Genomic DNA, 26,587 nt, shown 5'->3' with positions numbered 1-26,587 from the left:
CCTATCGTTTCGGGCAGAACGAAGGAAGGTCACCGGCACATGCTCGAACGATGGAACGCAGCACTCGACTACATCGAGAAGAACCTCGACCGCGAGATCGATCCGACCGAACTCGCTCGGATCACCCGCACATCGGAGTATCACTTTCGACGTGTGTTCTCGGCGCTGGCGGGACTACCACTGTCGCACTACATCCGACAACGCCGAATGACGCTGGCAGCAGCCGACATTCTCGACGGACAGGGTGTGCTCGACGTCGCGACCAAATACGGATACACCGCGGACGCGTTCACCCGCGCCTTCCGAGACCTACACGGCATCACACCATCTCGAGCACGCCGCCCCGGAGCCATCCTTCGTTCCAGACAAGCAGTGACATTTCACCTGACCATCGAAGGACGAAGCACCATGCGATACCGCATCACCGACCTGCCTGCATTCCACATCGTCGGCAAAACCACCCGAATCCCACTCCGATTTCACGGCGAGAACACCGCCATGACCGAATTCCACCGAAACCTGGCCCCCGGAACCGGCGACGAATTACGCGAACTTGCCGACCTGCCCGAACTCCCCGACATCCTCTTCGTCAGCGACGGCTTCGAACCCGAACGCGAGGACGGCAGTCTCTTCGACTACTACTTCGCAGTTGCAAGCACGTCGGCCGGAACACCTGACTGGGACACCCTCGCCGTGCCCGCATCGACCTGGGCGGTATTCGAGACGAGCAGCAACACCGCACTCGCCCCCGCACTCCAACAACTCTGGGCCGACGCCTTCAGCGAATGGTTCCCCTCCAACCCCTACGAAACAATCCCGGGACCGGAAATCCTGACCGTCACCGAAGCCTCCCCCGACTGGTCCTCGGGAGCGGGAGAACTGTGGCTCCCCATCCAACGAAATCCATAGCCGTCCTCATCTCCTCCCCTCCCGGCGCTGCCCCCCGTTGACCACTCAATGTGACGTTCAGTGGCCTTTTCGGGGGTCAATGTCACATCGAGTGGACTGCTGGAGGGAGCCCAGCGCACGGCCGATCGGTCTCGGCCGCCGTGCTCGGTAGTCTGACGACATGTTGGCCGGCCGACGAGAGGGGTTGCGTCGGCGATATCTGTCGCTGGGGATCGGCGAGCTGGTCGCAGCCGTAGTCTTCCTGACGCTTGCCCTCACCATGGCGATACCGCGGCTCGACGACCGACAGGACCGTCTCGCGTTGTGGTCCGCCCTTGTTCCGTTGCTCGTCGTGCTCGTACAAGCGGGGGTCTACTGGCTGCTGGCGCGTTCCTGGGTCGAAAACCACCCGATGCCCGTCTTCCTACGCGGGACCTACCGGGTGTGTCGAATCGTCGACGTCGCGTTGCTCGCTGCCGGGTTGGTGGGCATCATCGTATGGCTTCCCGCCGGGATCGGTGCGGCTCTCGCCGTCGTCGCGGTATGGCTCTTCGGAGTCATCGAGTTCGTCAACTACTTCGTCGTCCGGCTTTCCTATCCCGTACGCCATTGGCTGTCGACTGTTCGTCAGCTGCGCACTCCTCGATTGGTTCGCGACATGAACACTGTTGCCTGACTCCACCGTCGGCGTACCCGGTAGACACTCGATGTGACATTCAGTGGACTTTTCGCCAGTCAATGTCACATCGAGTGGACTGCGGTCGACTGGGCGAAACGCTCAGGACGATCGACGAGCCAGGATTTCCGTGATGTCGGCCAGAGCAGGGATTGCCGCAGAGAGTGCTCGACGGCTGTCCACGGTCAGCTCGTCGAGTGCGTCGGAAAGGACCTGCGAGCTGACTGCGTCGTATTCGGCGAGGAGGCGGAGGGCCTTGGTCGACGCCGTCAGGGTCGCTCCCCGGAGGTCGTTCGACGAGATCGATCGTTCGACGAGACCCGCGTCGACCATTGCCTTGATCAGGTTGCTCACGGTGGAGCGAGCGAGGTTCAGATGTGCCGCGAGGACGCCGGGGCTCATCGACGGCTTGTCGACCAGCGCCCTCATCACCTCGACGTGCGAGTCGGGGAGGTCAGGCAAATCCGCGGCCTCGCGGGTCGCGCGGAGCAGCGAGCGTCGCAGCGGCCCCAGTTGTCGCGCGAGCTCGATTGCGGAGGAGTGCATCGTTCGATGATCGCACATGTAGTTTTGCCGCAAACATAGTTTTGTGACAAAATGTCCTTATGGATATAGAGACCTCGGTTCAGAATCCGGTCCCGAATCAGGACCTCAGCGGCATCGTCGGGCACCGCTTCATCTACACGTACGCGAACAACTGGCAGTACGAGATGTACGTCAAGAACGCTACGACGATCGACTACCGCATCCACACCGGCATGGTCGGTGGTCGATGGGTCAAGGACCAGGAAGTCGATCTGGTCCAACTCGATGACGACGTCTACAAGATCTCATGGAACGAGCCCACCGGAACATCCGTCGTCGTCAACGTCATTCCCGGCAAGCGGCGTCTGCACGGCACGATCTTCTTCCCTCAGTGGATCGAGTTGGACGGTACGAAAACTGTTCTGTACCAGAATGATCATCTCGACGAGATGCGCGCCTATCGTGATGCCGGACCGACCTACCCCATTTACGTGGTCCCCGAATTCGCCCGAATCACTTTGTTCGAGCACGTCGGCATCGACGACGAGACGATCGTGTCGCTCGCGCCCAGCGATCTGCCCGACGGATTCGCCGACCGAACGAACTGACGTGCGCCCCGATCTGATCTTCGTCGCACATCTGTCGGTAACCGTGGGCGAACCGATCGACTTGGGCGAGGTGGTCGATGGTCACCGCCGCATCGTGCCGATCCTCGGCGGGACCGTCGAGGGCCCCCTGCTGCGCGGCCGAGTCCTGCCCGGCGGAGCGGATCACCAGATTCTCCGCAACCCCACACTCACAGAACTGGACGCCCGATACGCCCTCGAGACTGATGCGGGCGAACGAGTCGCCGTACACAACATGGGCATACGAAGTGGTGCCGAAGAGGACATCGACGCACTTGTCCGCGGCGAAGATGTGCCCGCCGATCGCGTCTACTTCCGAAGCCAACCGCGCCTGTCCTCCGCCGCAAGCCGCCTCGCATGGATGAACGAACGACTGTTTCTCGGATCCGGCAAACGACTGCCGAACTCGATCGAACTGGACATCTATCAGATCACCTGACCGACGTTATTCCGCGCAGTCAATGTGACATTCGGTGGCCTTTCGGGCAGTCAATGTCACGTCGAGTGGACGGGGAGGGGTGTCAGGCCATCGATTGGCCGTAGACGTGGGTCACGGAGATAGTCACCAGAACTCGTCGGTCGGCGACCATGACTGCTCGGTATTCGTTCCAGTCAGGGTGCTCACCGGCCGCAGCGCGGTAGTAGTCGACCAGTGCCTCGACTTCGGGGCTGTTCGGTGACGATCCCGGACCGGTGAGGGTGACGGTGCCCTCCGCCGTCGCCCATGCCCTACCGTCGGGACTGGTCACTTCTAGTGCGGCGCGTGGATCTCGACGCAAGTTGGCCGTTTTCGCTCGTCCTTCGGTCACCGAGATTCGGATGGTCTCGGCAGCGCGATCGTAGAACGGCGTCACCGGCGAGAGCTGCGGAAGTCCGCTGGCCTTGATGGTCGCCAACACTCCGATTCGGCTCTGTTCGAGAAGGTCGTGTGGATCGAATGCGCTGTCGGTCATGGATTCCCCTCAGGTCGTGTTGACAACTCGGCCGCGTAGGCCCCGATTGCTCGACGATATTTCCCCATTGCAGGGTTCGCTGCCTGAAGCGCACTCCGAAGCGCCTGCGCTACATCCCCGATATCCCACAGGGCCAGCGCCACGAATGCGTCACGTGCGGAGATGTATTCGTTCGCGAACTCGAACTCTCGGAGCACATGCAATGCATCGTGCGGTCGCCCGACATTGCGCAATGAACTCGCCAATTGGATCCGGGCCTGATTTTCCCGGTCGCCCTCGAGACCAGCCGACAGGGAGGCTTCATACAACGGGACTGCGGCCGCACCGTCGCCCAAGAAGTCTTCCAGCGATGCACGCTCGAACAGAGTACGAGCATCCGAATAGGATGCGGCCGAGAGCAAGTCCGCCATCTCGACACGCATACGGACGGGGTCGGTGTCATCCGCTTCACGCCAGAACGCCACTAGCGGGTCCACATTGCCTCCACCTGTCGTCACGCGCTCCATCGTCGCAGACACCGCTTAGTCTCGACAGATGGATGTGGACCTGTCCCTACTCAAGTTGCTGGTGGAAATCGACCGCAGCGGGTCGATGACGGCCGCTGCCGAACGGCTCATGTTCACCCCCTCAGCTGTGTCCCAGCAGGTCAAGAGACTCGAGGCCGTCGTCGGAACCCCGGTCCTCGAGCGACACGCACGCGGAGTGAGCCTCACCGAGGCCGGTCGGCTCGTTGCGGGGAGAGCGGCGGCGATCGACACGCAACTGTCTGCCCTGCGCGCCGACCTCGACGATCTGCTCGACGCCCGCAGCGGCCACGTCACCCTGGGCGTCTTCCCTTCCTTCGCTGCATCTCTTCTGCCGGACGTCATGAGTGCATTTCGCTCTGCGCATCCAGGGATCGATTTGGGCATACGGTCGTCGCGGCTGCGCGACCTGCACGCGATGCTGCTGGGCCGAGAAGTAGATTTGTCCTTGGCATGGGACTACCCGGAATTGCCGATGGTGGTCGACGACGTCGAGACCGAAGTCATCGCCGAGGACGCCACGGTCCTTCTCGTTCCCGCGGGTTGGTCTCGGAGAGGCCCCGTTCCACTCCAATCGCTCGAAGGCGAACAGTGGATTGTTCGCGCGTCGCAGCACTCCATCACCACGATGTTCCGAACAGCCTGTCTCAAAGCCGGTTTCGAGCCGAAGATCCTGATCGAGTCCAACGACTACATGGAATCTCAGGCGATGGTTGCTGCCGGGCTGGGACTCACCGTGGCACCCGCGATGACCACTCGCTACCTTCGCGAGGGCGTCGAGTCGATTGCCTTGGATGAACTCTCGAGGCGGCGAATCCTGCTGTGCCGCCTCGAGCAGCGGGCGCCGTCCCCTGCATCGAATGCCATGACATCGGTGCTCGTCACGCTCTTCGAAGCTATGAATTCTGCTTGAGTCAGATGTAAGAAACGATCTCTGGTCTTCACGCTGCGTAGGCGGCAAGGTATGCCACAGGTCACATCGGTGACCTAGTCCGCAACAGTGCGGACGTGAACACCTGGAGACATCGTGACTACCGGACACCCAGCGCCAGCCCCAGACAACACAGTCGAACTGGTGGTTCTCGCCGGCGACGGCATCGGTCCCGAGATCAGCGCGGCGACTGCCTCGGTGGTCGAAAGTGCGCTCGCGCACAACGGAATCACCGCCAGGTTCACCGATGGAACCATCGGTTTCGATGCGCTCGCCGCCTCGCGGACAACCATGCCCGACGCCATCGTCGATCTCTCGCGTGCAGCAGACGGCGTCGTTCTGGGCCCGGTGTCGCACCTGGACTACCCACCGACCTCCGAAGGCGGCGTCAACCCGTCGGGAATACTGCGGCGAAAGTTGGACCTGTACGCCAACATTCGGCCCGCCAGGACTGTCCCGGCTCTCCCGAATCCTCTCGGCAAGAACTTCGACCTCGTGATTGCCAGAGAGAACACCGAAGGCTTCTATGCCGATCGGACGATGTTCGCCGGTGGTGGCGAGTTCATGCCCACAGAGGACCTCGCACTGGCCATTCGAAAGGTGACTCGTCACGGTTCCGAACGCATCGTGCGCCGAGCGTTCGAGCTGGCACGGACGCGTAGATCGAAAGTCACCGTGGTGCACAAGGCCAACGTCCTCAGGCTGAGCGACGGGCTGTTCCTCGAGGCGGCCAGAGCCGTCCGGCAGGACTTTCCCGACGTCTCCTACGAGGAGCTATTGGTCGACGCTGTCGCCGCGCTGCTGATACGTCGACCGGAGTCCTTCGACGTGATCGCAACCACCAACATGTTCGGGGACATCCTCTCGGACGAGGCCACCGAGCTCTCCGGCAGCTTGGGATTGGCGGCGTCACTGAATGTCGGTGACAAGCACGCCGTCGCGCAAGCACAACATGGATCGGCACCCGACATAGCAGGGCAAGGAATCGCCAATCCCGCGTCGCTGATCGGTTCTGCCGCAATGCTCCTGGACTGGATCGGACAGCAGCGCGGCGACGAAAGACTGACTGCAGCGGGCAGATCGATTCATCGAGCCATCGACACGGCCGTGGGTATGCCCGAGACCCGCACGGCGGACCTCCACGGAACCGCAACCACCGAGCGCTTCACGCTCGCAGTAATCGAGCACCTCGAATCGGAGCGCTGAATCATGTTGGCAGTGCTCGGATTCGTCTCACTCGCATCCTTCATGCTGGTGGTGATCAAGAAGTGGGCGACGGCACTGGTTGCCGTCGTCACCATCCCCATCGTTGTTCTGTTGATCAGTGGACAGGGTGCAGCGCTACCGGACATGGTCGCGAAAGGCATCGAAACCGTTGCTCCCACAGCAATTTTGCTGCTCTTCGCGGTGCTGTACTTCGGGATCATGATGGACGCCAAACTGTTCGACCCCATTTCGCGCGGCATCATCCGACTGTCCGGCGGAGACCCAGTCAAGATCTGCGTCGGCACAGCGGTTCTCGCACTCCTGGTCGCACTCGACGGCGACGGCACCACGTCATACATGATCATCTGCTCCGCGTTTATCCCCATCTATCGCAAGCTCGGAATCAACCCCCTGGTGATCGCCACGATCGCGACCATGGCTCTCGGGACCATATCCGGTACTACGCCGTGGGGCGGAGCCGCGACCCGAGCGATCAGCGTGCTGCAGATCGATGCCACCGAGTACTTCGTACACATGCTGCCGGCGATGCTGCTGATGTCCGCGGCGATCGTCGGCCTCGCGTACCTGTTGGGGCGCAGCGCACGTAAGAAGATCTCCCCTGAGCGCATCGCCGAAGTCACCGCGCACGTGTCTGCTGGCGGGCACGAAGAGGGCTCGGAGGGAACACTTCTGACGAAGGCAACCTGGCGAACGTGGGTGAACGCAGCACTGACGGTCACCTTGCTGGTGCTGCTGGTGCTGGGAGTCGCGGACCTATTGGTGCTGTTCATGCTGGGATTCATCATCGTGCTCGTCGTCAACCACCCCAAGCCCTCCGATCAGGGCGAGGTGATCCGATCGCACGCTGCCAACGCCGTCCCCGTCGTCATATTGGTCCTGGGTGCCGGCGTGTTCACCGGCATCCTCACCGAAACCGGTATGACAACCGCCATGGCCGACGCGCTGATATCTCTGATTCCGGACGGTGCCGAGGGCATGATTCCCGCCGCAGCCGCGCTGATCGGCATACCGCTGAGCTTCTTCATGGCCAACGACGCCTACTTCTTCGGGATAGTGCCGGTACTCGCGGAATCGGCTGCGCAGTACTCCATCCCACCCGAAGAGATGGCGCGTGCCGCCGTGATCGGCCAGATGGCTCACTCGATCGGACCGGCGTCGGCACCGTTGTGGGTTCTTCTCGGCCTGGTCCGCGCGTCACTGGGCGACTTCCAACGCTTCGCATTCCTGTGGGTGTTGGCCGCGTCGCTGATGTACATCGTGTTCGCGATTGTCACCGGAGCCATCTCGGTGGGTCTGTGACCTATTGTGCTGCCACGAATTCGATTCGATTGCCCACTCCGTCGCGGGTATGGAACCGTCGTCGACCCTCGATCCCCTCAGGGTCGGCCCAATCGACCGGGTAGCCGGCAGACGTCAACGCCGCAGCGGTTGCATCGACGTCGGCAACGAAAGCCGGGTGCGCCTTCACTGCCGGACGAAAGTCGTCGTCGACGCCGACATGCAACTCACCGTCGGGACCACCTACACCCGGCACCCGGAACCAACAGCCCCCGCGAACGGCCAACAACGGCGGCTTCGGGACCTCCTCCCAGCCCAAGGCTCCTGAGAAGAACGCTCGCTCTAGATCCTCGCCGCCCGCCGGACACGCGACCTGCACATGATGAATCATCGACAGAACGTACCGCCGACTCGATTGACACGTCGATGAACGGTAGGCAAACGTATGGGCATGCAACTGAGATTTCTGGCCGGCATCTCGACGGCCTTCGCATTCAAGCTTCTGCTGATGCGAGCGCTGACACTCAAGCTGCAGCGAGACATCGAAGCGCTGAACAACGGCGACTACCGTCCCCTGCTCGCGTCGTTCCACCGAGACGCAGTGCTCAAGTTCGCCGACGGAGACAGCCGCTGGTCGGGCACCCATCGCGGCCGCGCAGCCATCGAAAGATTCTTCCAGGACTTCGTCGCAGCCGGGATACAAGGACAGATCAGCGAAATCTACAGTGGCGGCGCACCCTGGCGAATGACCCTGCTCGTGCGGTTCGACGACCGAGCCCACGCAGCCGACGGCACCCAGATCTACAACAACCGCACCGTGCTCCTGGTCCGCACGAGCTGGGGGAAAATCATCTCGCAAGAAGACTTCTTCGAGGACACCACACGCATCGACGCATTCGAGAAGAAACTGCGGCAACTCTAGATCACCCGGCCCGGCATCACACCGTGTGCCATCCGCCGGTACTCAATGTGACATCCAGTGGCCTTTTCGGCGGTCAATGTCACATCGAGTGGACTCCAGGGTCGGAAGGGGTGGGGCGGCGATAGGTCACCTGGGGGTAGTTGTCGGCATTCGTGACGCTGGCGTTCACGTTGTATACCGTGCGCACGAGGTGTTCGGTGATCACTTCGTTCGGGGTTCCCGATGCCACGATGGTGCCGTGATCGAGGACGATGATTCGGTCGCAGAACATGGCGGCGAGGTTGAGGTCGTGCAGGGCGATGTAGCTGCTCAGGGGTAGGCCTGCGACGAGGGTGAGGATGTCGAGTTGATGTTGGATGTCGAGGTGATTGGTCGGCTCGTCGAGCAGTAGTTCGGTGGGTTGCTGGGCGAGGGCTCGGGCGATCTGGACTCGTTGGCGTTCGCCGCCGGAGAGGGTGTGCCAGCGTCGGGTGGCTTTCGATGCCATGGCGGTGTCGGTGAGTGCTCGTGCGATGGCGGCGTCGTCGTCGGATGCGTCGCCGCCGAGGATGCCGTGATGTGGGATGCGGCCGAGGCGGACGACGTCGCGGACGCTGATGTCGACGTCGGTGTCGGAGTGTTGGTCGACCATGGCCACCCGTCTGGCGACGCGACGTCGGCGCAGTGTTCGCAGGTTGTCTCCGTCGAGCAGTACGTCGCCACTGTCGGGTGCGACGATGCCGGCAAGAATTCGCAACAGGGAGGATTTGCCCGAGCCGTTGGGGCCGATCAGGCCGATGGTCTCTCCCGGTTCGGGCGCGAAGCTGATGCCGTCGAGGATCGGGTGTCCACTCCGGGTCCATCGAATGTCTCTGGCGTGCAGTGTCATCGAGATCTCCTGAGCCGAAAGAGAATCAGGGCGAAGGCCGGAACGCCGATGAGGGCCGTGACCACTCCGACCGGAATTTCCTGTGGTGCGAACACCGTTCGAGCGATGGTGTCGACCCAGACCATGAATATTGCCCCCATCACCACCGTCGTCGGGAGCAATCTTCGATGGCGCGACCCCACGAGGAAACGAGCAGCGTGCGGTAGCACCAGCCCCACGAATCCGATGGCACCGGCGGCGCTGACGAGGGCGGCCGTGATCAATGCGGTGATGACCAGCAACAGGATTCGCACGTACTTCACCGGAACGCCGAGGGATGCGGCCGCGTCGTGCCCGAAAGTGAAGGCATCGAGGGCCGAGGTGTTGAACAGGCACACCGCCATGCCCAGCAGTGCCACAGTGCCGCACAGTGCCACGTCCGTCCAGTCGGCGCCGCTCAAGGAACCGAGCAGCCAGAACAAGACTCCTCGGGTTTGCTCGGCGTCGGCCGAAGATATGACGATGAACGACGTCAGAGCCGAGAACAGTTGTGTACCTGCCACTCCCGCGAGCACGACGCGGTCGTTGCCGCCGCCCGCACCTGCGGCGAGCAGCATGACCAGCACGAACGACAGCAGCGCTCCGGCGAAGGCTCCGGTGGACAGCGACAGTGCACCGCCGCCGACGCCGAGCACCGCGACGACGACGGCACCGGTGGATGCGCCCGACGAGATACCCAGTACGAACGGATCGGCGAGGGGATTGCGCAGCAGCGATTGCATGATGGCTCCGCACAGCGCGAGGCCTGCACCGCAGACGGCGGCGAGCAGCGTTCGGGGCAATCGCAACTGCCAGACGATGCCGTCCTCGATGCGGCTCACCTCGGCCGTACCGATCCCGATGTGCCCCAGTATCACTCGATACACATCGGATACCGACACGCTGGCCGGACCGATGGTCACGGCCACGCCGATCGAGAGCACCAACACCACGAAGCCACCGAGCAGAAGCGGGATCAGCAACCCGCGATCGGTCCGGCTCATGGGGTGGTCGATCCCCAGTTCTGCAGAGCAGCAGCAACTTTTTCGACCCCGTCGATCGTACGGATCGACGGGTTGAGGTCGGCGCCGTTGACGACGATGTACCGCTTGCTCTCGACGGCGGTGAGCCGACTCGTGACGGGATTCGATTCCAGGAAGGCGATCTTGCTGTCGAGAGCATCACCGGCGATGCTCCGTCGGCTCAGGTCCGCGAGCACGAGCGCGGTGGGATCACGATCGAGAACACTCTCCCAATTGACCTGTGGCCATTCGTCGGTGGTGTCGGCGTAGATGTTCTCGGCACCGACGGATTCGGTGATGATGCCCGACGATCCACAGCATCCGGCCATGTAGGGGGTGTCGGTGTCGGCGAACCAGTACGCCAGCGACACACCGGAGGCGTCGACGGCTCCCGATGCCTTCGCGAAGCGATCCTGCAGTTCGGCGATGAAGCGTTCACCGCGATCACGGACGTCGAAGATGGCCGCGAGGTCGCGAATCTCCTGGTAGACGGTCTCGATCTCGAGTGGCGACGTACGCGCGCCGTCGGAGTTGACGCTGTCGTCGGTCTTGCCGTTGCAGTCGGTGGGAGAGAGGTAGCTCGGCACACCGAGCTGCTCGAACTGGTCTCTGTCGGCGACGCCTCCCGGTCCGAGGGTGCCGCCGAACGACGCGGTGACGAAGTCGGGCTCGGCGTCCAACACCACCTCGAGGGAAGGTTTGTTGTCCGCCAACCTGGGCACCTTCGCGTTCTCCGACTCGAGGTTCGCACGGACGGGGTCGGTCCAGGTGGCGGTGCCGACCATACGGTCGGCGAGGCCGAGCGAGAGAAGGATTTCCGTCGAACCCTGATTGAACGAGACCGCACGTTGCGGCGGGGCGTCGACGACGACGTCGCGACCGCAATTGTCGATGGTCAGCGGATAGTTTCCTGTGGTCGGGGTGGCCGCGTCGGTCGTCGCCGTGGACGAACAGCCGGCGAGAACGAGGAACGAGACAGCGCCTAGTACGGCGAGGGTGGTGCGCATCGTGAAGAGCTTCCTGCTGAGGGCTCGTGTCGCGGAGCCGCGGTTGGAGGTGGATCGCGACGTCCGAGCATTCGGACTTCGAGCTCTCACTCGTCACCGTTGCGCGCCAGCTCCGGAATTGCACCGGATTCCCTCTTTCGTCGCGTGCTGACCCTATCGTGCGGGGTACCTCAACGGTCAGCCTGCCGTTGCTGTCACCGGCTCCTGTCCGTAGCGACTCGGAAAGGTTCTGCGCGCCACCACGACCACGGCCAGCGCTGCGGCGACCAGGACTGTTGCAGCAGCGGTGACGGCCCCGATGCCGCTCAGGTCGATCACCACACCGCCCAGCAGTGCGCCCGTCGCGATCGCCAACTGGAAGGAAACGACGTAGATCGCCGACGCCTTGTCCGCATCGGCCGGGGCGGCTCTGACCACGGCCGATTGAATACACACCGGAAGGGTGGTGAAGGCCAGCCCCCACAACGCGATGGCACCGACAGCGAACACGGCCCAGCTGCCCGGAGCCCCGCTCAGAGTGCACCAGAGAATTGCCACTGCCGCTGCGACCGCACCGAGGGCCGCGATGGTCGAGTGCCGGGGCCACCGGTCGTAGGTTCTCCCGATCACCCAGATGCCGACCACCCCGAACAGTCCGTACAGCATCAGCATCAAGGTCAGGGTGGTTCCCGCCGATCCGATGGCACGGTCGACGATCACCGAGAAGTAGGTGTACGCGGCGAAATGACCGAGGACGGCCAGGAACGTCACTGCACACAGAACGGCAAGGGAGCCGTCGAGCACCCGCGGTGTCTTCTTCGTTTCCGAGACCGCTCGGGTGACCGGTAGTGCCGGGAGGACGAAGTACAGCGCCACCGCGATGGCTGCGGCGACGATGCCGAGAATCGTTGCTGCGGTACGCCATCCGAGCCATTGGCCCAGTGCTGCCGTGAGCGGGTTGCCGGCAACCAACGCCAACGAGGTACCGGCATACACCGTCGCGATGGCCTTGCCCTGCTTACCGGGTAGTGCCAGCGATGCCGCGACCGGAGCGACGACAGCCCAGAAGACTCCGTGCGTTGCCGCGCAGAGCATTCGAGAGATCACCAACATCGGATATCCGACCGATACCGCCGAGAGGAGTTGCGAGAGTGCCAGTGCGGCAACGGTGATGACCACGACGCGTCGTCGGGGCCACTGCCGCACGAACCGGATCAACGGCATCGTCATCGCGGCGACGCCGTACGCGTAGAAGGTCAGCAGGAGACCCACGGCGGATTCGCCGACGCCGAGGTCCCCGGATATCTCGGGGAGCAACCCCACGGGCAGCGTTTCCGCCGTGACGTAGATGAATGCGGCTGCGGCGAGCACCAGCAGCTTCGGTAGCGGCGACGACATGCTGTGTATCGTTACACATCATCGGTGCCGCGCGCTACAGTGGGCCGGTGAACACTCGGGTGACCATGGCCGACGTCGCAGCGTCCGCAGGCGTTTCCACCATGAGCGTCTCGTACACCTACAACCGACCGAGCCGAGTTTCCGCGGCCACCCGCGATCGCGTGCACGAAGCAGCTGCTGCCCTCGGATACGCCGGTCCCAACCGCACCGCGCGGTCGTTGCGCAGCGGCAGGCACGACAGCATCGGCGTCGTCCTCGGCGAGAAGCTCACCTACGCCTTCGAGGATCCCCAGGCTCGACGCTTTCTGTCCGGCATCGCCGAAGCGTGTCTCGACGCCGACACCGCGCTGGTGATGCTGCCGAACCTGCACCGCGACACCGACAACGCTCGCATCCGAGACGCACAGGTCGACGGGTACGTGGTGTGGACCACGGAGATCGACGACCCCTTGCTCGACGTGCTCGTCGAGACCGGCCGCCCCACGTGCATCCAGGGTGGGCCCGACCACCCCGGCCTGAACTCGATCGCCATCGACGACAGAGCGGCAGCCGACGCAGTGGCCACCGCCGCATTGCACAGCCGATCTCGACCTGCCATCGTCGCTCTCAGGCCCGATACCCGACGCGAATCGACGATCGTGCGTGGCGCGGACGCGTCGGACATCTCGATGCCGGTGACCCGAGCTCGACTCGAGGGTTACCGAGACGCATGCCTGCAATCGGGGATCGAATGGTCGACGGTACCGACACTGTTCACCACCAACAACGCCCGCCCCGAAGGGGACCGAGCAGCGCAGGTGTTGTTGCAGGACAACGCTATCGACACATTGCTCGTGATGAGCGACGAACTTGCCCTCGGGGTGCTCGATGCTGCGGCCACGGCCGGAATCGACGTTCCGGGGCGACTGGCCGTGACCGGGTGGGACGACTCCCCTGCCGCGGCCGAGGCCGGATTGACCACCGTTGCGCAGTCGCTGTTCGATCAGGGCCGGTCGGCGGCTCGGTGGGTGCTCGGACTCAGCGACAGCGTGGACGACGCGATCTGGAGCGTCGAAGAACGAGCATCGACAGGACGCGCAAACGGCCCACAAACCAAGGACACCGTGATCTAATAGTCCTAAAAAAGGGGATGCTCCCTGTTTATAGCGTTCAAGCAGACTCTTCGGCTAGTATCATCCATGGCTGTCCGGCCATGAGGGGGAACAGTGAGCCGAGAGCACGACGCGCCGCCCCGTCATGTCGCCGCGGTCACCTCAGCCGCCGCCGTAGTCGGAACAGCCGCCCAACGCGACGCGCTGACCGGTCTTCCGAACCGCGTCGAGATCCTTGCCCTCATCACCGACGAGCTCGAACGACGCACCCCGGATCGTCAGTTCAGCGTCCTGCTGGTCGACATCGACGGATTCCGAGAGTTCAACGACGCCCTCGGACCCGCCCAGGGCGACAGCCTGCTGTGCATGGTCGCCGACCGACTGCTCGCCTCCACCCGCCCCGGCGACACCATCGGCCGACTCACCGGCGACGAATTCGTCGTCATCGCACGGGGATGCCACTCCATAGCCGCGCGCGCCCTGGCTGCCGGATTCGCGAGCATCTTCGAGCCCGCCTTCGAGCTCTCCGGCCGCCAACTCACCCTCACCGCCAGCGTCGGAGTCGCCTCGAGTACCACCACCGACATCAGCGCCACCCAACTGGTCCACAACGCCACCGCAGCCATGCACGCCGCCAAAGCCGTCGGACGCAACGAACACCACGTCTTCACCGACGAGCTCCACCACACCAACCGCACCCGACTCGAACTCATCGAACGACTACGCGGCACCGCCATGGTCGAGCGCGAACTGACGATGGTCTACCAACCCATCGTCGAACTCGCGACGGGAACGGTCGTCGGGGCCGAAGCACTCATCCGATGGAACCACCCCGAACTCGGCCTGCTGATGCCCGACACCTTCATCCCCCTCGCCGAGGACGCCGACCTCATCGTCCCGCTGAGCATGTGGATTCTCGCCGAGGTCGCACACACGATCGCGGACTGGCAGACCCGCAACATCCACCTCCAAGTGGGCGTCAACATCAGCCCAGCCCACTTCGCCACCGGAACCCTCGCAACCGACGTCATCGACACCGTCGACACCTACGGCATCGAACCCGGACGACTCGCCCTCGAACTCTCCGAATCACAGACACTCCACGACCTCGACGCAGTCCACTACCAACTCCGCGACGTCCAACGCCACGGCGTCCTCATCGCCATCGACGACTTCGGCTCCGGCTTCTCCTCCCTCGAACGACTCGCCACCCTCCCCGTCGACACCCTCAAGATCGACAAATCCCTCACCCAACACCTCGACAGCGACAACCTGCACCGACGCCGCGCCATGATCACGCTCTGCACAGCCCTCGTCGACGTCACCACCACTCTCGGCAAAGACACCGTCATCGAGGGAATCGAGACACCGGAACAACTCCAGATCTGCACCGACATGGGCGTAACCTTCGGCCAAGGACACCTACTCGGACGCCCCATGTCCGTTGCGGCACTCGAACAATTCATCACCCGACACAGCACCCACAGCGAATCCGCATAACCCGAGGAACCGAACGTGAAGATCGACAACGAAGTCCAACGCTTCACCGACGCACCCCGAGCCCAACTCTCCACCATCAACCCCGACGGCACACCACACCTGGTCCCGATCGTCTTCGCCGTCGCCCCCACCGGCGACCGAATCTTCACCGCCATCGACTGGAAACCCAAGACAACGCAGAAACTCCAGCGACTCGACAACATCCGCGCCGACCCCGCCGTCAGCCTCATCGTCGACCACTACACCGACGATTGGTCCCAACTCTGGTGGATCCGCGCGGACGGATCCGCCCACATCGTCGAAACCTCCAGCGCCGAAGGCACATCGGCCACCGACGCCCTGGTCGCGAAATACAGTCAATACAAAAACAACAGACCCGAAGGTCCGGTCATCATCATCGACAAACTGTCCTGGAGATCCTGGTCGGCTTCCTGAACCCCGCCCTTGCCGCTGCCCCTTGTCCACTCAATGTGACCTTCGGTGGCCTTTTCGCCCGTCGATGGCACATCGAGTGGACTGCGACCGGGTGACAGTGCAACGAAATTCGTTGGCAGATCGGGTGCACTGTTGACACACTGCTGGCCATGCTGGATGTACCTCCCGATCGGATTGTCACCGGCCGACTTCTCATTCGTCGCGAGTCGGCCGGCGATGCCGACGCCGTTGCCGACGTGATCGGTCGCAATCTCGCGCGCCTTGCGCCGTGGATGGGGTGGGCGACCGAAGAAGCGGCCCAGCCTTCGGTGCAATCGGCTCGCATTGCGGAGGCCGTCGAGCAGTGGAATGCCGGGGAGATGTTCGATTACGGAATTTTCGAGCGCGACGGCGGTGCGTTTCTGGGCAAGATCGGGATGCATCGCCGGATCGGCCCGCACGGCATCGAATTGGGTTACTGGCTCGACGCCCGGGCCGAGGGACGTGGGATGATCAGCGAGGCCGTCGCCGCCCTCATACGGGAGGCCTCAAGGCTGGACGGAATCAATCGAGTCGAAATTCATTGTGACGCAGCGAATCTCCGGAGCCAGGCCGTACCCAAGAGGCTTGGATTCGTGCTGGACAGGATCGAGCATCGGCCGATCGCAGCTACGTCCGAGACCGGCAAGCACATGGTGTGGGTGTATCAACCCGAGCGACTACGAGCCTGATCCGCTCGCGGTCGGACCGTGACATTCGGTCGCGGTCGCGCCTTGGCCTGCTCGTAACGCGCACGAAGGTCGGACAGAACGCGTTCCGGGTCCTCCCGAATATCGCTCGGCAGATGTGTCACCACGATGAGGCCGGCATTCTGCGCTCGTTCCCGACGCGCCACCGTCGCCCTGTGCGCCGCGGGCGAGAGATGGTATTCGAGCGAATCGATCTCCCAATCCAACGCGACATCGTCGAGCCAGTTGTCGGCTATCAGCAGGAACCTGCCCTGCTCGTCGTGGACAGCCACGTTGTGCTGCATCGTCGGAAGTCCGCTGCGCGCGTACAGCTTCTGGGCCTGAGCCTCCGCCACCGAGTGCGCACCTGCAGCCAGTTCCCTCAGAACTCGACGTGGCATCGCAGTTCCCCGCGTACTACCGGCGTTCAGTTCCTTCATGATCGCGTCCACGGTGGCCGCACCTCGCTGCACGACACCGGCAATCAACGCCATGCACTGCTCGGCATTCTTCATCCGTCGAACTGCATCGCACAGACACCGAACGATCGGGGCGACGCGAAGTCCCGACTTGATTTCCGCCGTCGGCATTCGCCACGTCCGCTCCACGACAGCGAAGCCCACGGACTTGCGATGTTGCGGCTCGGGAATCAGTGCGAACGTCTCCTCCAACGAACCCGACGTGCCCAATCCATGCAACGCCAGCCCTGCCCGACCGCTGATGAGAGCATCCTTGCCGCAGTAGATCGCCACCGCGGAGGCGCGTTCGATCGGCGTCAGCGAACGATTCTTCAAGAACACCAACCCAGGTAACGCCCGTGACCAGCTGCCGTCCGGCTGTGTGCGTCGAACGATGGTCTTCGACGCCACCCCGAGCTCGAGTAAGTGCGCTGTCCTCATGAAGCCGCGATCCGACGCAGCCGCGATCACCTTCGCATCGACTCGTGCTCCACCCCGCTTCATGGCCATGATGATGCACAGTCCGCGCACCCCGAATCCGCCGCGACGACGGGAAACGAACTGCCCTGTGGATAACTCACGCCCTGTGGACGAACTTTCACCCACGCGCGCCGAGGCGACGTCGTATCGAGATCCAACGCACCTGAAGATCCGCCGCCCGCACCCGACCCGATGTCCACTCGATGTGACATCGACTGCCGAAAAGGCCACTGAACGTCACATTGAGTGGGCGGGGGTGCGGGCAATGGGCACCTGACTCGCCTTGGCGGGGATACCGTCTACGGTGCAAGTGCATTCTGACTTCGGGAGTGAGATATGACGGCGACAGCAGTTTCCTCGGAGCGGTCCGGGTCCATGGTTCCGCGGTCGTTCGTGCCACCCGAGCGCGGTCGTTTGAGTGAGGTTCCGCATATCGCGGGTCTGGTGCTCGGTGTGTTCGCGGTGTTGTTGTTTCTGTGGAGTCTGTCGCCGACTCTTCGTTTCCTGATTCACGTTCCGCGTGAGTACGTCGACAGCTATTACTTCGATGCTCCCGATACGAGTTTGTCGTGGGCGCTGGTGGTCGGTTTGTTGGCGGCGGCGTTGGCGAGTCGTAAGCGCATTGCGTGGTGGTTGCTGACGATCTATCTGGTGTTGTTGGCGATCACCAATGTGGTCGAGGGGATCACGGACAAGAGCGTCAATTCGTGGATTGCGCTGGCTGTCCATGTTGTGGTGACGGGGGTGTTGATCGCCGCGCGCAAGGAGTTCTACACGCGGGTGCGTCGTGGTGCGGTGTGGAAGGCGCTCGGGGTGCTCGTGCTCGGCGCGGCCGTCGGGACGGTGATCGGGTGGGCGCTGGTTGCGCTGTTCCCCGGATCGTTGCCGGAGAGTCAGACGTTCCTGTGGGCGTTCAATCGCGTGACGGCGTTGGCGACGGTGGACAACGAGCAGTTCGACGGCAGGCCGAACGGCATCGTGAACACGGCCCTCGGGCTGTTCGGAGCGTTGGCGTTGTTGGGGGCTGTCGTCACGTTGTTTCGGTCGCAGCGGTCGAGCAACGCGCTCACCGGTCGCGACGAGTCCGCGCTGCGTGGCCTGCTCGACAAATGGGGTGCCGACGATTCCCTCGGCTACTTCGCCACTCGGCGCGACAAGGGCGTCATCTTCGCCACCAGCGGTAAGGCGGCGGTGACGTATCGAGTCGAGGTCGGCGTCTGTCTGGCCAGTGGTGACCCGATCGGAAATCCCGAGGCGTGGCCGCATGCGATCTCGGAATGGTTGGACCTGGCCGAGAAATACGGCTGGACCCCAGCTGTCATGGGCGCCAGCGAGATCGGCGCGACCGCGTACAAGCGGGCCGGACTGAGTGTCCTCGAACTCGGCGACGAAGCAATCCTGAAAACCAAGGATTTCAACCTCAATGGACGCGAGATGCGCCCCGTGCGTCAGGCGGTCAACCGGGCTCGTAAAGCGGGTGTCGTGGTCACCGTGCGTCGTCATCGTGACATTTCGTCGGAGGAGATGTCGGAAATAATCGCCTGCGCGGATGCGTGGCGCGATACCGAAACCGAGCGTGGGTTCTCGATGGCGTTGGGTCGACTGGGTGATCCGCTCGACGGCGATTGTCTTCTGGTGCAGGCAGTTCAGGGCGAGAAGGTGATCGGCGTCCTCTCGCTGGTGCCGTGGGGTCGCACCGGTGTGTCCTTGGATCTGATGCGTCGTGATCCGGCGTCGCCCAACGGGGTGATCGAACTGATGGTGACCGAGCTCGCCACCAGCGCCGATCAATTCGGGGTCGGCAAGATCTCGCTGAACTTCGCGGTGTTCCGCGCGGCGTTCGAGGAGGGCAGCCGGATCGGTGCCGGGCCGGTGTTGCGAATCTGGCGCAGCGTGCTGGTGTTCTTCTCTCGGTGGTGGCAGCTCGAGGCCCTGTATCGCTCGAACGTGAAGTACCTTCCGGAATGGGAGCCGCGCTACCTCTGCTTCGCCGACAATCGGGTGTTGCCCAAGGTCGGCGTCGCGTCGGCCATCGCCGAGGGCTTCTTGACCCTGCCGACCTTCCGACGCGCCTCGAAGCACACCGGTTCTCACGTTGCGGTGCCCGCGGCTCTGGCCGACGCCGACGACATTCATCCCGACGGCAGCGGCCCCGACAGCGTCCCGGACGAGCCGACACCGGGCCGTAAGCGTCCCGACCAGGTGCGCGTACGCATGTCGAAACTCGATCGTCTCGAACGCGAGGGCACCGAGGGCTATCCCGTCGCCTATCCCCCGACGCATACGGTCGAGGCGGCGGTGGCCTCGCCGCAGGGCACAACGGTACGAATTGCCGGACGCATCCTGCGGATTCGCGACTACGGCGGTGTCGTATTCGCTGTGGTGCGTGACTGGTCGGCCGATATCCAGGTTCTCTTCGACCGCGATCGCGTCGGGGATTCGATCGAGAACTTCGACGCCGATTTCGACCTCGGCGATCTCATCGAGGTCAGTGGCGCGATCGGCCGCAGCAAGCGTGGGGAGCTGTCGCTGCTCGCGACGGACTGGCGAATGAATGCCAAGTGCTTGCATCCACTGCCGGACAAGTATCGCGGACTCACCGACCCGGAAGCTCGGGTGCGGCAACGCTACGTCGATCTGGCGATCAATCGCGATGCTCGTGCACTGATGATCGCCCGATCCAATGTCGTGAAGTCACTTCGTGATTCGCTCGGCGAGCGCGGATACATGGAGGTCGAGACACCGATTCTGCAGCAGGTTCACGGCGGTGCCAACGCAGCACCGTTCGTCACCCACATCAATGCCTACAACCTCGACCTCTACCTGCGGATCGCACCGGAGCTCTATCTCAAACGCCTGTGTGTCGGAGGCATGGAGAAGGTGTTCGAGATCGGCCGCGTGTTCCGCAACGAAGGCGCGGACTTCAAGCACAACCCCGAGTTCACGATCCTCGAGGCCTACGAGGCCCACAGCGACTACGAACGCGCAATGGTGTTGTGCCGCGAGCTGATTCAGCGAGCAGCCGTTGCCGCGCACGGACGCGAGATCATCCTGCGCCCGGACGGCCCGAACGGAGAAATGATCGAGATCGACATCTCCGGCGAATGGCCGGTCAAGACGTTGCACGGTGCCGTCGCCGAGAAGTTGGGAGTGCCCGTCGAACCGGCGACTCCTCTGGAGGAGCTGCAACGCCTGTGCGACGAGAACGACATTCCGTACGAGAAGACCTGGGATGCTGGGGCCGTCGCGCAGGGAATGTACGAACATCTCGTCGAGGACTACACCGAATTCCCCACTTTCTACAAGGACTTCCCGACGTCGATGTCGCCGTTGACGAGGCCGCATCGGAGCATTCCGGGCGTCGCCGAGAAGTGGGATCTCGTCGCGTGGGGTGTGGAGCTGGGTACCGCGTACAGCGAGCTGACCGACCCTGTCGATCAGCGACAGCGCCTCACCGAACAGTCGCTGTTGGCGGCCGGCGGTGACGAGGAAGCGATGAGCCTGGACGAGGATTTTCTGCAAGCACTCGAGCACGGGATGCCGCCGACCGGCGGTCTCGGCATGGGAGTCGACCGGGTCGTCATGCTCATCACCGGTGGCAGCATTCGGGAAACGCTCGCGTTCCCCCTGGCCAAGCCGCGTCAATGACCTTCCCTCGTGACCGATCCACGCACACGAGTGTGCAAAACGGGGAAAATGATGGAAACTGGAGCGTGAAACAGTCGACAGGTCGGTAGAGCATCGTGGAGTACCAAACATGGACAGCGGGGATCGAGCCGAACGCAGTGCGTTGTTTCCCGTGAAACATCCTCCCGGTCAGTACGTCGAGGTGGACGGGCAACGTCTGCATCTGTTCGTACGCGGAACCGGCCCCACGGTCGTCCTGTGCGGAGGCCTCGGCAGTAACTGGTTCGACTGGAACGACACCGTCGACATCCTGAGCGCCCACCATCACGTGGTCGTTCTCGACCGCCCCGGCTTCGGACTCAGCGACCCCTTGCCCGCCGGTGCCACACCTACCGTCCGCGGGGAGGCAGACCGAATCATCGGTGTCCTCGACGCACTCGGAGTCACCGACCCGGCCGTCGTGGTAGGTCATTCGATAGCCGGCTTCTACGCAGAAGCTGTGGCCCGGCTGTACCCGTCGCGCACCCGCGGAATTCTGTTGCTCGATTCCAGCGCCGAATCCGACCCCAGACGCTTCGTCCCGACCGTCGTGCGCGTCGAGGCTGCCCACGTCATCGCCACCGCGCTCAGCAAGACCGGCCTGCAGAAGCTGGTCGGACCGCGTGTGCGACGCGTCCTCAATCAGGCGACACCGCCCGACGGCACACCGCAGGAGACGTTCGACTGGGTCGACGACATCTATCGACGACCCACCTACCTCGCCGCCGCCCTGGTGGAGGACGTCGTCTACCCGGACCTCGCCGCCGAACTGAACAGAATGCGGAAGCGTTCGCCCCTCGTCGTTCCGGTCATCGTCGCCGCAGCCCACACCGGACGACCCTCCCCGTGGGGCAAGCGATGGATCAAGACTCAACGCAAGCTGGCCGCGTATCTGCGGGCCGACTTCACTGTCGTCATGCCCGCCCACCACCACGCCATGATCGACAAGCCCGCCGAGGTCGCAGCCCTCATCACCGAACTGGTGTGAACTCCTCGAGGCGACGCACGTAACGTGTGTCACCGAGCCCGTAGCCCAAGACCCGAGCCGAAGCTCGGCGATGGCGCGGTAGCACGAGAGGAAATTGAAGATGGGTGCGATCAGCACGACGCAGGGACGACAGTCGAAACTACTCGGACTCGGCGTTCACCGCCCCGAGAGAGTCGTGACCAACGACGAGATCTGTGAATTCATCGACTCGAGCGACGAGTGGATCCAGACGCGGTCCGGAATCAAGAACCGGCGCTTCGCCGATCCCAAGGAAAACGTCGTCGAGATGTCCATCGCGGCAGGTCGTAAGGCCCTCGAAGCCAGCGGAATCACCGCCGACCAAGTCGACACCGTCATCGTCGCCACCTCGACGCATCTCGAACTCACACCCCAAGCAGCTGCAAAAGTAGCGCACGGACTCGGCACCAAGGGGCCGGCCGCATTCGACATCTGCGCCGGCTGCGCAGGCTTCTGCTACTCCCTCGCCGTCGCATCGGACCTGGTCAAGGCCGGAACGTCCAAGTACGTCCTCGTCATCGGTGCAGAACAGCTCAGCGTCACCACCGACCCCTACGACCGCACCACCCGCTTCATCTTCGCCGACGGCGCCGGTGCCGTGGTCGTCGGCCAGAGCGACGAAACCGAGATCGGACCCGCCGTCTGGGGCTCCGACGGCTCGCAATCCGACGCCATCGTCCAGACCACCGACTGGTACGACTACATCACCGAAGAAGGCCTCGAGCGCCCCTGGATCCGGATGAACGGAATCTCCGTCTTCCGCTGGGCCGCCTTCGAGATGGGCAAAGCCGCGCAGCGCGTCCTCGACGTCGCGGGCATCAAAACCGACGAATTGCACGCCTTCATCCCCCACCAGGCCAACAGCCGCATCACCGAACTCCTCGCCAAGAGCCTGAACCTGAACGAGGACACACCCGTCGCCAATGACATCGCCGAAACCGGCAACACCTCGGCAGCCTCGATCCCCCTGGCGATGGAAGAACTACTGCGCACCGGCAAAGCAAAAGCAGGAGACACAGCATTGCTGCTCGCCTTCGGTGCCGGACTGTCCTACGCCGGACAGGTAGTCAAACTCCCCAACCTGTAGTCGCCGATCCACATCGGATGCACCCGATTCCCGAGTGCACACCTTTCACCCCAGTGCACTCGATGTGACATTGAGTGGCCTTTTCGGCAGTCAATGGCACATCGAGTGGACTCCGGGGGACGCTGTGGGGCGATTCGGGACCCAAGGCGGGGGTCGAGTCGTACTGTTGTCGTATGCCCAAGCCTCCGTTGCCCGATGCCGCTGTCGAATTGCTGAAGAAGGCCAATCCCGCGGTCATGGCGGTGGTTCGTGCAGATGGAACGCCGATCACCGCACCCACGTGGTATCTGTGGGAGGACGGGAAGGTCGTGCTCAATTTCGATGCGTCGCGGAAGCGTCTCGAGCACATCAAGGCGAATCCGAAGGTCTCGATTTCGGTGTTGGACGAGGCCAGTTGGTACACCCATGTGACGGTGCACGGTTCGATCGAGTTGCGTGACGATCCCGATCTGGTCGACATCGATCGCATTTCGACGCATTACACCGGCGATCCGTATCCGGTTCGGGATCAGCCGCGCGTGACCGGGTACGTCACTGTCGACGCCTATGTGGGGTGGGGCAAGCTCGGCACGTAGCGCCGAGGGAGAGCGGTTGCGACTGCTGTCTCCAGGTGCCACACTCCCGCCATGGGCTATCCGCAGGGTGAGAGCAATGATCCGTTCGACGCAGCGAACAAGGATCAGCCGTACGGCGGGCAGCAGTACCCGCCTTATCAGAACCCGAACCCCCAGAACCCGAACCCCCAGTACCCGAACCCCCCGCAACAGAGCCCCCAGTACCCGAACCCGCAGCAACAGTATTCGCAGTACGGGAATGCGCCGTATGCCGGCGGGTATCAGGCTCCGGCGTCCACCAACACCTTGGCGATTGTGTCACTCGTGTTGGCAATTCTCGGTCTGACGTTCATTCCGTTGATTGCGTCGGTGTGCGCGGTGGTGTGTGGCCACATTGCGCGCGGTCAGATCAAGCGCACCGGCGAAGGCGGATCGGGTTTTGCGACGGCGGGCCTGATCGTGGGTTACGTCTCGATCGCGCTCTTCGTCGTCATCGTGGGTGCGATCGTCATTTTTGCCCTCGCTGCCGCAAACACGTCAACCTACTGATACCGGCTTCGCCAAGCGGCCGTTCATGCACGCGGCCCATACGCCTGCGATCACTGCCAACGCAATGACGAACAGCGCCAACGCGTTCCATCCCTGGGATTGGAAGACGACGCCGCCGATCCAGCCGACGACGGAGGATCCGCCGTAGTAGAAGAGGTTGTACAGCGATGTCGCCTGGGCTCGGCCGTGGACGGCTCGTTGTCCGGTCCATCCAGACGCGATGGCGTGAGCGGCAAAGAATCCCATGGTCAGGATCACCAAGCCGGTCAGAATGACGGCGAGATTCGACGCCATCGTCAGGGCGACTCCGGCGATCATCGTGGCGGTGGATCCGGCGAGCACCACCGATCTGCCGTGCTTCGTCGCGAGATTGCCCGCTACCCGTGAGGACACGGTACCGCTGAGGTACGCCACGAAGATCAGGCTGATCAGAGACTGCGGGAGCCCGAAAGGCACGGCCTCCAAACGAAATCCGAGGTAGTTGTAGATCGCGACGAAGCCGCCCATCAGCAGAAATCCCTGGCCGTAGAGTGCCGCCATCCCCGGCTCGCGCAGGTTCACCCACAGCCGTCCGGGTAGGTCACGAATTTGGCTGTGCACGAGCGTCGTTCGCGGCTTCGGTGCGAGCCAGACGAACAGTGCGGCGGCCAACGCAGCGATCATCGACACGGTCAACGTGCCGATCCGCCAGTTGGTGTATTCCGCAACGGGTCCCGCGACGATGCGGCCGAGCAGTCCGCCGAGCGTCGTACCGGACACGTAGGTCGCCGCAGCCAGGGCTGTGTGCTTGTGATGGATCTCTTCGCTGAGGTACGCGATGGCGATGGCCGGAAGACCGCCCAGTGCAGCACCTTCGAAGAATCGAATCACCAGCAGTACTTCGAGCGACGGCGCGAGCGGAACCAGCAGACCCAGCGTCGTGGCGGTGAGGATCGACGCCGTCATGGCCCGAACACGACCGATGCGGTCGGCCGCCACCGACCAGGGAATGACGGACACCGCAACGCCTACCGTCGCGAGCCCGACCGCGAGCGAGGACTGCGACGGCGTGATGTCGAGATTGGCGGCGATGAGGGGCAGGATGCCCTGCACCGAATAGAGCTGAGCGAACGTTGCGACTCCGGCGAACAGCAGTGCCAGCACGAGCCTGCGGTATTCGCGCGATCCCCTGGGGTGTCCCTCCCATCCGAGCACCTCGGGCTGCGTCGTGGTCATGCAGATCACGTTAGAAGCGCTCACGATATTCGTCCAATGCATGAGACCGGGCAAACCGATACACCGGCGATATGATTCGCGAATGCGTCGTGAAACGATCGAACTCCTGCCGCTGCTACCGACTCTCGTCGCAGTGGCCGACACCGAACACATCACCGACGCCGCGCACGTGCTGGGCGTCCCACAGCCCACCGTCAGTCGGCAGGTCGCCCGCGCCTCGGCAATTCTGGGCGTCGACATCGTGGAACGACGCGGCCGCGGGATCGTGCTCACCAGCACCGGCCGAGTGCTCATTCCTTATCTCCAGCGGGCGTTGAGCGACATCGACGCCGGCATCGACGCCATGACCGAGCACGACGCCAGGGCCCGCGGCCGTATCGCGGTGGCGTTTCAGAACACCCTGGGCGAGGACGTCGTACCGGCGCTGATCCGCCAGTTCCGCGTCGACCACCCGGCCGTCACGTTCGATCTGGACCAGGGTGCCCGGGCACGCTGCCTCGACCGTCTCGCCGACGGGGTCTCCGACCTGGCGTTCGTCTCTCTCAGCGCCGAACACACCGAGCACAATTCGTTCCAGCTCTACGACGAGCGACTGATGCTGGTGGTTCCGGCCGATCATCGGCTGGCCACGCGCAGGTCGGTCGATCTGGCCGACACGGCCGACGAGAACTACATCGCGATGGGCCACGGCTTCGGGATGCGCTCGATCTGCGACGAGTTGTGGGCGGACGCCGGCTTCAGCCCGCGTATCGCCTTCGAGGGTCAGGACACCCACACGGTGCGCGGACTCGTCGGAGCCGGTCTCGGTATCGCCATTCTGCCGCGAATACGCGCGCACGGCGGTGAGGGCGGAACCGTGGACATCGGACTCACCCAACCGGCCGCGCGCAGGCGAATCGGCATGGTGTGGGATCCGCGGGCCGATTCGCCGCGTCAGGTGGCGGCATTTCGATCGATGGTGCTGCGCAGCGGCAGAACACTCGTGATTAGGTGAGTC

General features: G+C 63.4%; 28 protein-coding genes and 1 riboswitch. Of the genes, 18 read left to right on the top strand and 10 right to left on the bottom strand.

Translation table 11 applies throughout. From position 1 onward, the window contains the following. Positions 1-39: 39 nt before the first annotated feature. Together CH296_RS09995 and CH296_RS09990 are read left to right on the top strand one after the other, a co-directional pair. Positions 40-909, top strand: coding sequence for a helix-turn-helix domain-containing protein (locus CH296_RS09995; protein ID WP_094682408.1), 870 nt, complete (start codon positions 40-42; stop codon positions 907-909). A 160-nt stretch (positions 910-1,069) separates the two neighbouring features. Next, the gene (locus tag CH296_RS09990; RefSeq protein WP_045197834.1) at positions 1,070-1,564 is read left to right on the top strand and encodes a hypothetical protein; all 495 of its coding nucleotides are present in this window, start codon (positions 1,070-1,072) and stop codon (positions 1,562-1,564) included. A 102-nt stretch (positions 1,565-1,666) separates the two neighbouring features. On the opposite strand, the gene CH296_RS09985 is transcribed toward CH296_RS09990, so the two are convergent. Beyond that, positions 1,667-2,110, bottom strand: a complete 444-nt coding sequence (locus CH296_RS09985; protein WP_217901355.1) for a MarR family winged helix-turn-helix transcriptional regulator — start codon at positions 2,108-2,110, stop codon at positions 1,667-1,669. Between the two features lie 59 nt (positions 2,111-2,169). Between CH296_RS09985 and CH296_RS09980 the strand changes: the two genes are divergently transcribed. Next, a complete protein-coding gene (locus CH296_RS09980) occupies positions 2,170-2,697 on the top strand; it encodes a phenolic acid decarboxylase (protein WP_094628960.1) in 528 nt (175 codons plus the stop codon). Position 2,698: 1 nt separating this feature from the next. Continuing rightward, entirely contained in the window at positions 2,699-3,154 is a 456-nt protein-coding gene (locus CH296_RS09975; protein WP_094684623.1) for a DUF3237 domain-containing protein, read from the top strand. A gap of 82 nt (positions 3,155-3,236) precedes the next feature. On the opposite strand, the gene CH296_RS09970 is transcribed toward CH296_RS09975, so the two are convergent. Continuing rightward, a complete protein-coding gene (locus CH296_RS09970; protein ID WP_094646281.1) occupies positions 3,237-3,668 on the bottom strand; it encodes a PPOX class F420-dependent oxidoreductase in 432 nt (143 codons plus the stop codon). Further along, positions 3,665-4,174, bottom strand: a complete 510-nt coding sequence (locus CH296_RS09965) for a tetratricopeptide repeat protein (protein ID WP_094646280.1) — start codon at positions 4,172-4,174, stop codon at positions 3,665-3,667. The genes CH296_RS09970 and CH296_RS09965 overlap by 4 nt, the downstream gene beginning before the upstream one ends. Positions 4,175-4,202: 28 nt before the next feature. Here CH296_RS09965 and CH296_RS09960 point away from each other — a divergent pair, with 28 nt between their 5' ends. From CH296_RS09960 to CH296_RS09950, 3 genes are all read left to right on the top strand, one after another. Next, a complete protein-coding gene (locus CH296_RS09960) occupies positions 4,203-5,105 on the top strand; it encodes a LysR family transcriptional regulator (protein WP_094684622.1) in 903 nt (300 codons plus the stop codon). Positions 5,106-5,267: 162 nt separating this feature from the next. Beyond that, on the top strand, positions 5,268-6,329 hold the full coding sequence (locus CH296_RS09955; protein ID WP_230596961.1) for an isocitrate/isopropylmalate dehydrogenase family protein: 1,062 nt from the start codon (positions 5,268-5,270) through the stop codon (positions 6,327-6,329). Between the two features lie 3 nt (positions 6,330-6,332). Further along, on the top strand, positions 6,333-7,649 hold the full coding sequence (locus tag CH296_RS09950) for a CitMHS family transporter (protein ID WP_094682409.1): 1,317 nt from the start codon (positions 6,333-6,335) through the stop codon (positions 7,647-7,649). 1 nt (position 7,650) lies between these two features. Here the strand turns inward: CH296_RS09950 and CH296_RS09945 are convergent, their stop codons facing one another. Next, a complete protein-coding gene (locus CH296_RS09945) occupies positions 7,651-8,019 on the bottom strand; it encodes a glyoxalase (protein WP_094646277.1) in 369 nt (122 codons plus the stop codon). A 60-nt stretch (positions 8,020-8,079) separates the two neighbouring features. Between CH296_RS09945 and CH296_RS09940 the strand changes: the two genes are divergently transcribed. After that, positions 8,080-8,550, top strand: a complete 471-nt coding sequence (locus tag CH296_RS09940) for a nuclear transport factor 2 family protein (protein WP_082074044.1) — start codon at positions 8,080-8,082, stop codon at positions 8,548-8,550. 79 nt (positions 8,551-8,629) lie between these two features. Here CH296_RS09940 and CH296_RS09935 read toward each other — a convergent pair whose 3' ends face one another. From CH296_RS09935 to CH296_RS09920, 4 genes are all read right to left on the bottom strand, one after another. Then, a complete protein-coding gene (locus CH296_RS09935; RefSeq protein WP_045197814.1) occupies positions 8,630-9,418 on the bottom strand; it encodes an ABC transporter ATP-binding protein in 789 nt (262 codons plus the stop codon). Continuing rightward, positions 9,415-10,440, bottom strand: a complete 1,026-nt coding sequence (locus CH296_RS09930) for an iron ABC transporter permease (protein WP_032397023.1) — start codon at positions 10,438-10,440, stop codon at positions 9,415-9,417. The genes CH296_RS09935 and CH296_RS09930 overlap by 4 nt, the downstream gene beginning before the upstream one ends. Next, on the bottom strand, positions 10,437-11,465 hold the full coding sequence (locus CH296_RS09925) for an ABC transporter substrate-binding protein (RefSeq protein ID WP_094684621.1): 1,029 nt from the start codon (positions 11,463-11,465) through the stop codon (positions 10,437-10,439). Before CH296_RS09925 ends, CH296_RS09930 begins: the two co-directional genes overlap by 4 nt. A 67-nt stretch (positions 11,466-11,532) precedes the next feature. Then, positions 11,533-11,597, bottom strand: a riboswitch (cobalamin riboswitch). 45 nt (positions 11,598-11,642) lie between these two features. Beyond that, complete coding sequence (locus tag CH296_RS09920) at positions 11,643-12,842, bottom strand: MFS transporter (RefSeq protein ID WP_094684620.1); 1,200 nt, start codon at positions 12,840-12,842, stop codon at positions 11,643-11,645. Between the two features lie 47 nt (positions 12,843-12,889). Between CH296_RS09920 and CH296_RS09915 the strand changes: the two genes are divergently transcribed. The 4 genes from CH296_RS09915 (at position 12,890) to CH296_RS09900 (ending at position 16,578) form a co-directional block, all read left to right on the top strand. Next, positions 12,890-13,954: a substrate-binding domain-containing protein gene (locus CH296_RS09915; RefSeq protein ID WP_032397020.1), complete on the top strand. Its 1,065-nt coding sequence runs from the start codon at positions 12,890-12,892 to the stop codon at positions 13,952-13,954. A gap of 93 nt (positions 13,955-14,047) precedes the next feature. Then, on the top strand, positions 14,048-15,433 hold the full coding sequence (locus CH296_RS09910) for a bifunctional diguanylate cyclase/phosphodiesterase (RefSeq protein ID WP_094684619.1): 1,386 nt from the start codon (positions 14,048-14,050) through the stop codon (positions 15,431-15,433). A gap of 15 nt (positions 15,434-15,448) precedes the next feature. Next, positions 15,449-15,868 (top strand): TIGR03668 family PPOX class F420-dependent oxidoreductase, encoded by a 420-nt coding sequence (locus CH296_RS09905; protein ID WP_032397019.1) that lies wholly within the window; start codon positions 15,449-15,451, stop codon positions 15,866-15,868. 149 nt (positions 15,869-16,017) lie between these two features. Beyond that, a complete protein-coding gene (locus CH296_RS09900; protein ID WP_094656703.1) occupies positions 16,018-16,578 on the top strand; it encodes a GNAT family N-acetyltransferase in 561 nt (186 codons plus the stop codon). Here CH296_RS09900 and CH296_RS09895 read toward each other — a convergent pair. Beyond that, positions 16,554-17,543: a hypothetical protein gene (locus CH296_RS09895; RefSeq protein ID WP_256980399.1), complete on the bottom strand. Its 990-nt coding sequence runs from the start codon at positions 17,541-17,543 to the stop codon at positions 16,554-16,556. The genes CH296_RS09900 and CH296_RS09895 overlap by 25 nt on opposite strands. A 306-nt stretch (positions 17,544-17,849) precedes the next feature. On the opposite strand from CH296_RS09895, the gene lysX reads away from it, so the two are divergent. The 5 genes from lysX to CH296_RS09870 all read left to right on the top strand — a co-directional run bounded on the left by lysX (position 17,850) and on the right by CH296_RS09870 (position 24,375). After that, positions 17,850-21,161, top strand: coding sequence for a bifunctional lysylphosphatidylglycerol synthetase/lysine--tRNA ligase LysX (lysX, locus tag CH296_RS09890; RefSeq protein ID WP_094684618.1), 3,312 nt, complete (start codon positions 17,850-17,852; stop codon positions 21,159-21,161). A 109-nt stretch (positions 21,162-21,270) separates the two neighbouring features. Further along, on the top strand, positions 21,271-22,167 hold the full coding sequence (locus CH296_RS09885; RefSeq protein WP_176459181.1) for an alpha/beta fold hydrolase: 897 nt from the start codon (positions 21,271-21,273) through the stop codon (positions 22,165-22,167). 100 nt (positions 22,168-22,267) lie between these two features. Further along, positions 22,268-23,272: a beta-ketoacyl-ACP synthase III gene (locus CH296_RS09880; RefSeq protein WP_032397016.1), complete on the top strand. Its 1,005-nt coding sequence runs from the start codon at positions 22,268-22,270 to the stop codon at positions 23,270-23,272. Between the two features lie 173 nt (positions 23,273-23,445). Then, positions 23,446-23,847 carry a PPOX class F420-dependent oxidoreductase gene (locus CH296_RS09875; RefSeq protein ID WP_045197803.1) on the top strand — a complete coding sequence of 134 codons (402 nt, stop codon included), beginning with the start codon at positions 23,446-23,448 and terminating at the stop codon, positions 23,845-23,847. A 51-nt stretch (positions 23,848-23,898) separates the two neighbouring features. Next, on the top strand, positions 23,899-24,375 hold the full coding sequence (locus CH296_RS09870; RefSeq protein WP_094684617.1) for a DUF4190 domain-containing protein: 477 nt from the start codon (positions 23,899-23,901) through the stop codon (positions 24,373-24,375). On the opposite strand, the gene CH296_RS09865 is transcribed toward CH296_RS09870, so the two are convergent. Continuing rightward, a complete protein-coding gene (locus CH296_RS09865; RefSeq protein ID WP_094684616.1) occupies positions 24,364-25,590 on the bottom strand; it encodes an MFS transporter in 1,227 nt (408 codons plus the stop codon). The two genes, CH296_RS09870 and CH296_RS09865, sit on opposite strands and share 12 nt — an antisense overlap. 82 nt (positions 25,591-25,672) lie before the next feature. Between CH296_RS09865 and CH296_RS09860 the strand changes: the two genes are divergently transcribed. After that, positions 25,673-26,584, top strand: a complete 912-nt coding sequence (locus CH296_RS09860) for a LysR family transcriptional regulator (RefSeq protein WP_235386947.1) — start codon at positions 25,673-25,675, stop codon at positions 26,582-26,584. The last annotated feature ends 3 nt before the right edge of the window (positions 26,585-26,587 follow it).

Source organism: Rhodococcus sp. 14-2496-1d, assembly GCF_002259365.1.
Taxonomy (GTDB): Bacteria; Actinomycetota; Actinomycetes; order Mycobacteriales; family Mycobacteriaceae; genus Rhodococcoides.
The sequence above is the reverse complement of the archived record's forward strand: the minus strand, read 5'-3'. Positions and strand labels throughout refer to the sequence as shown.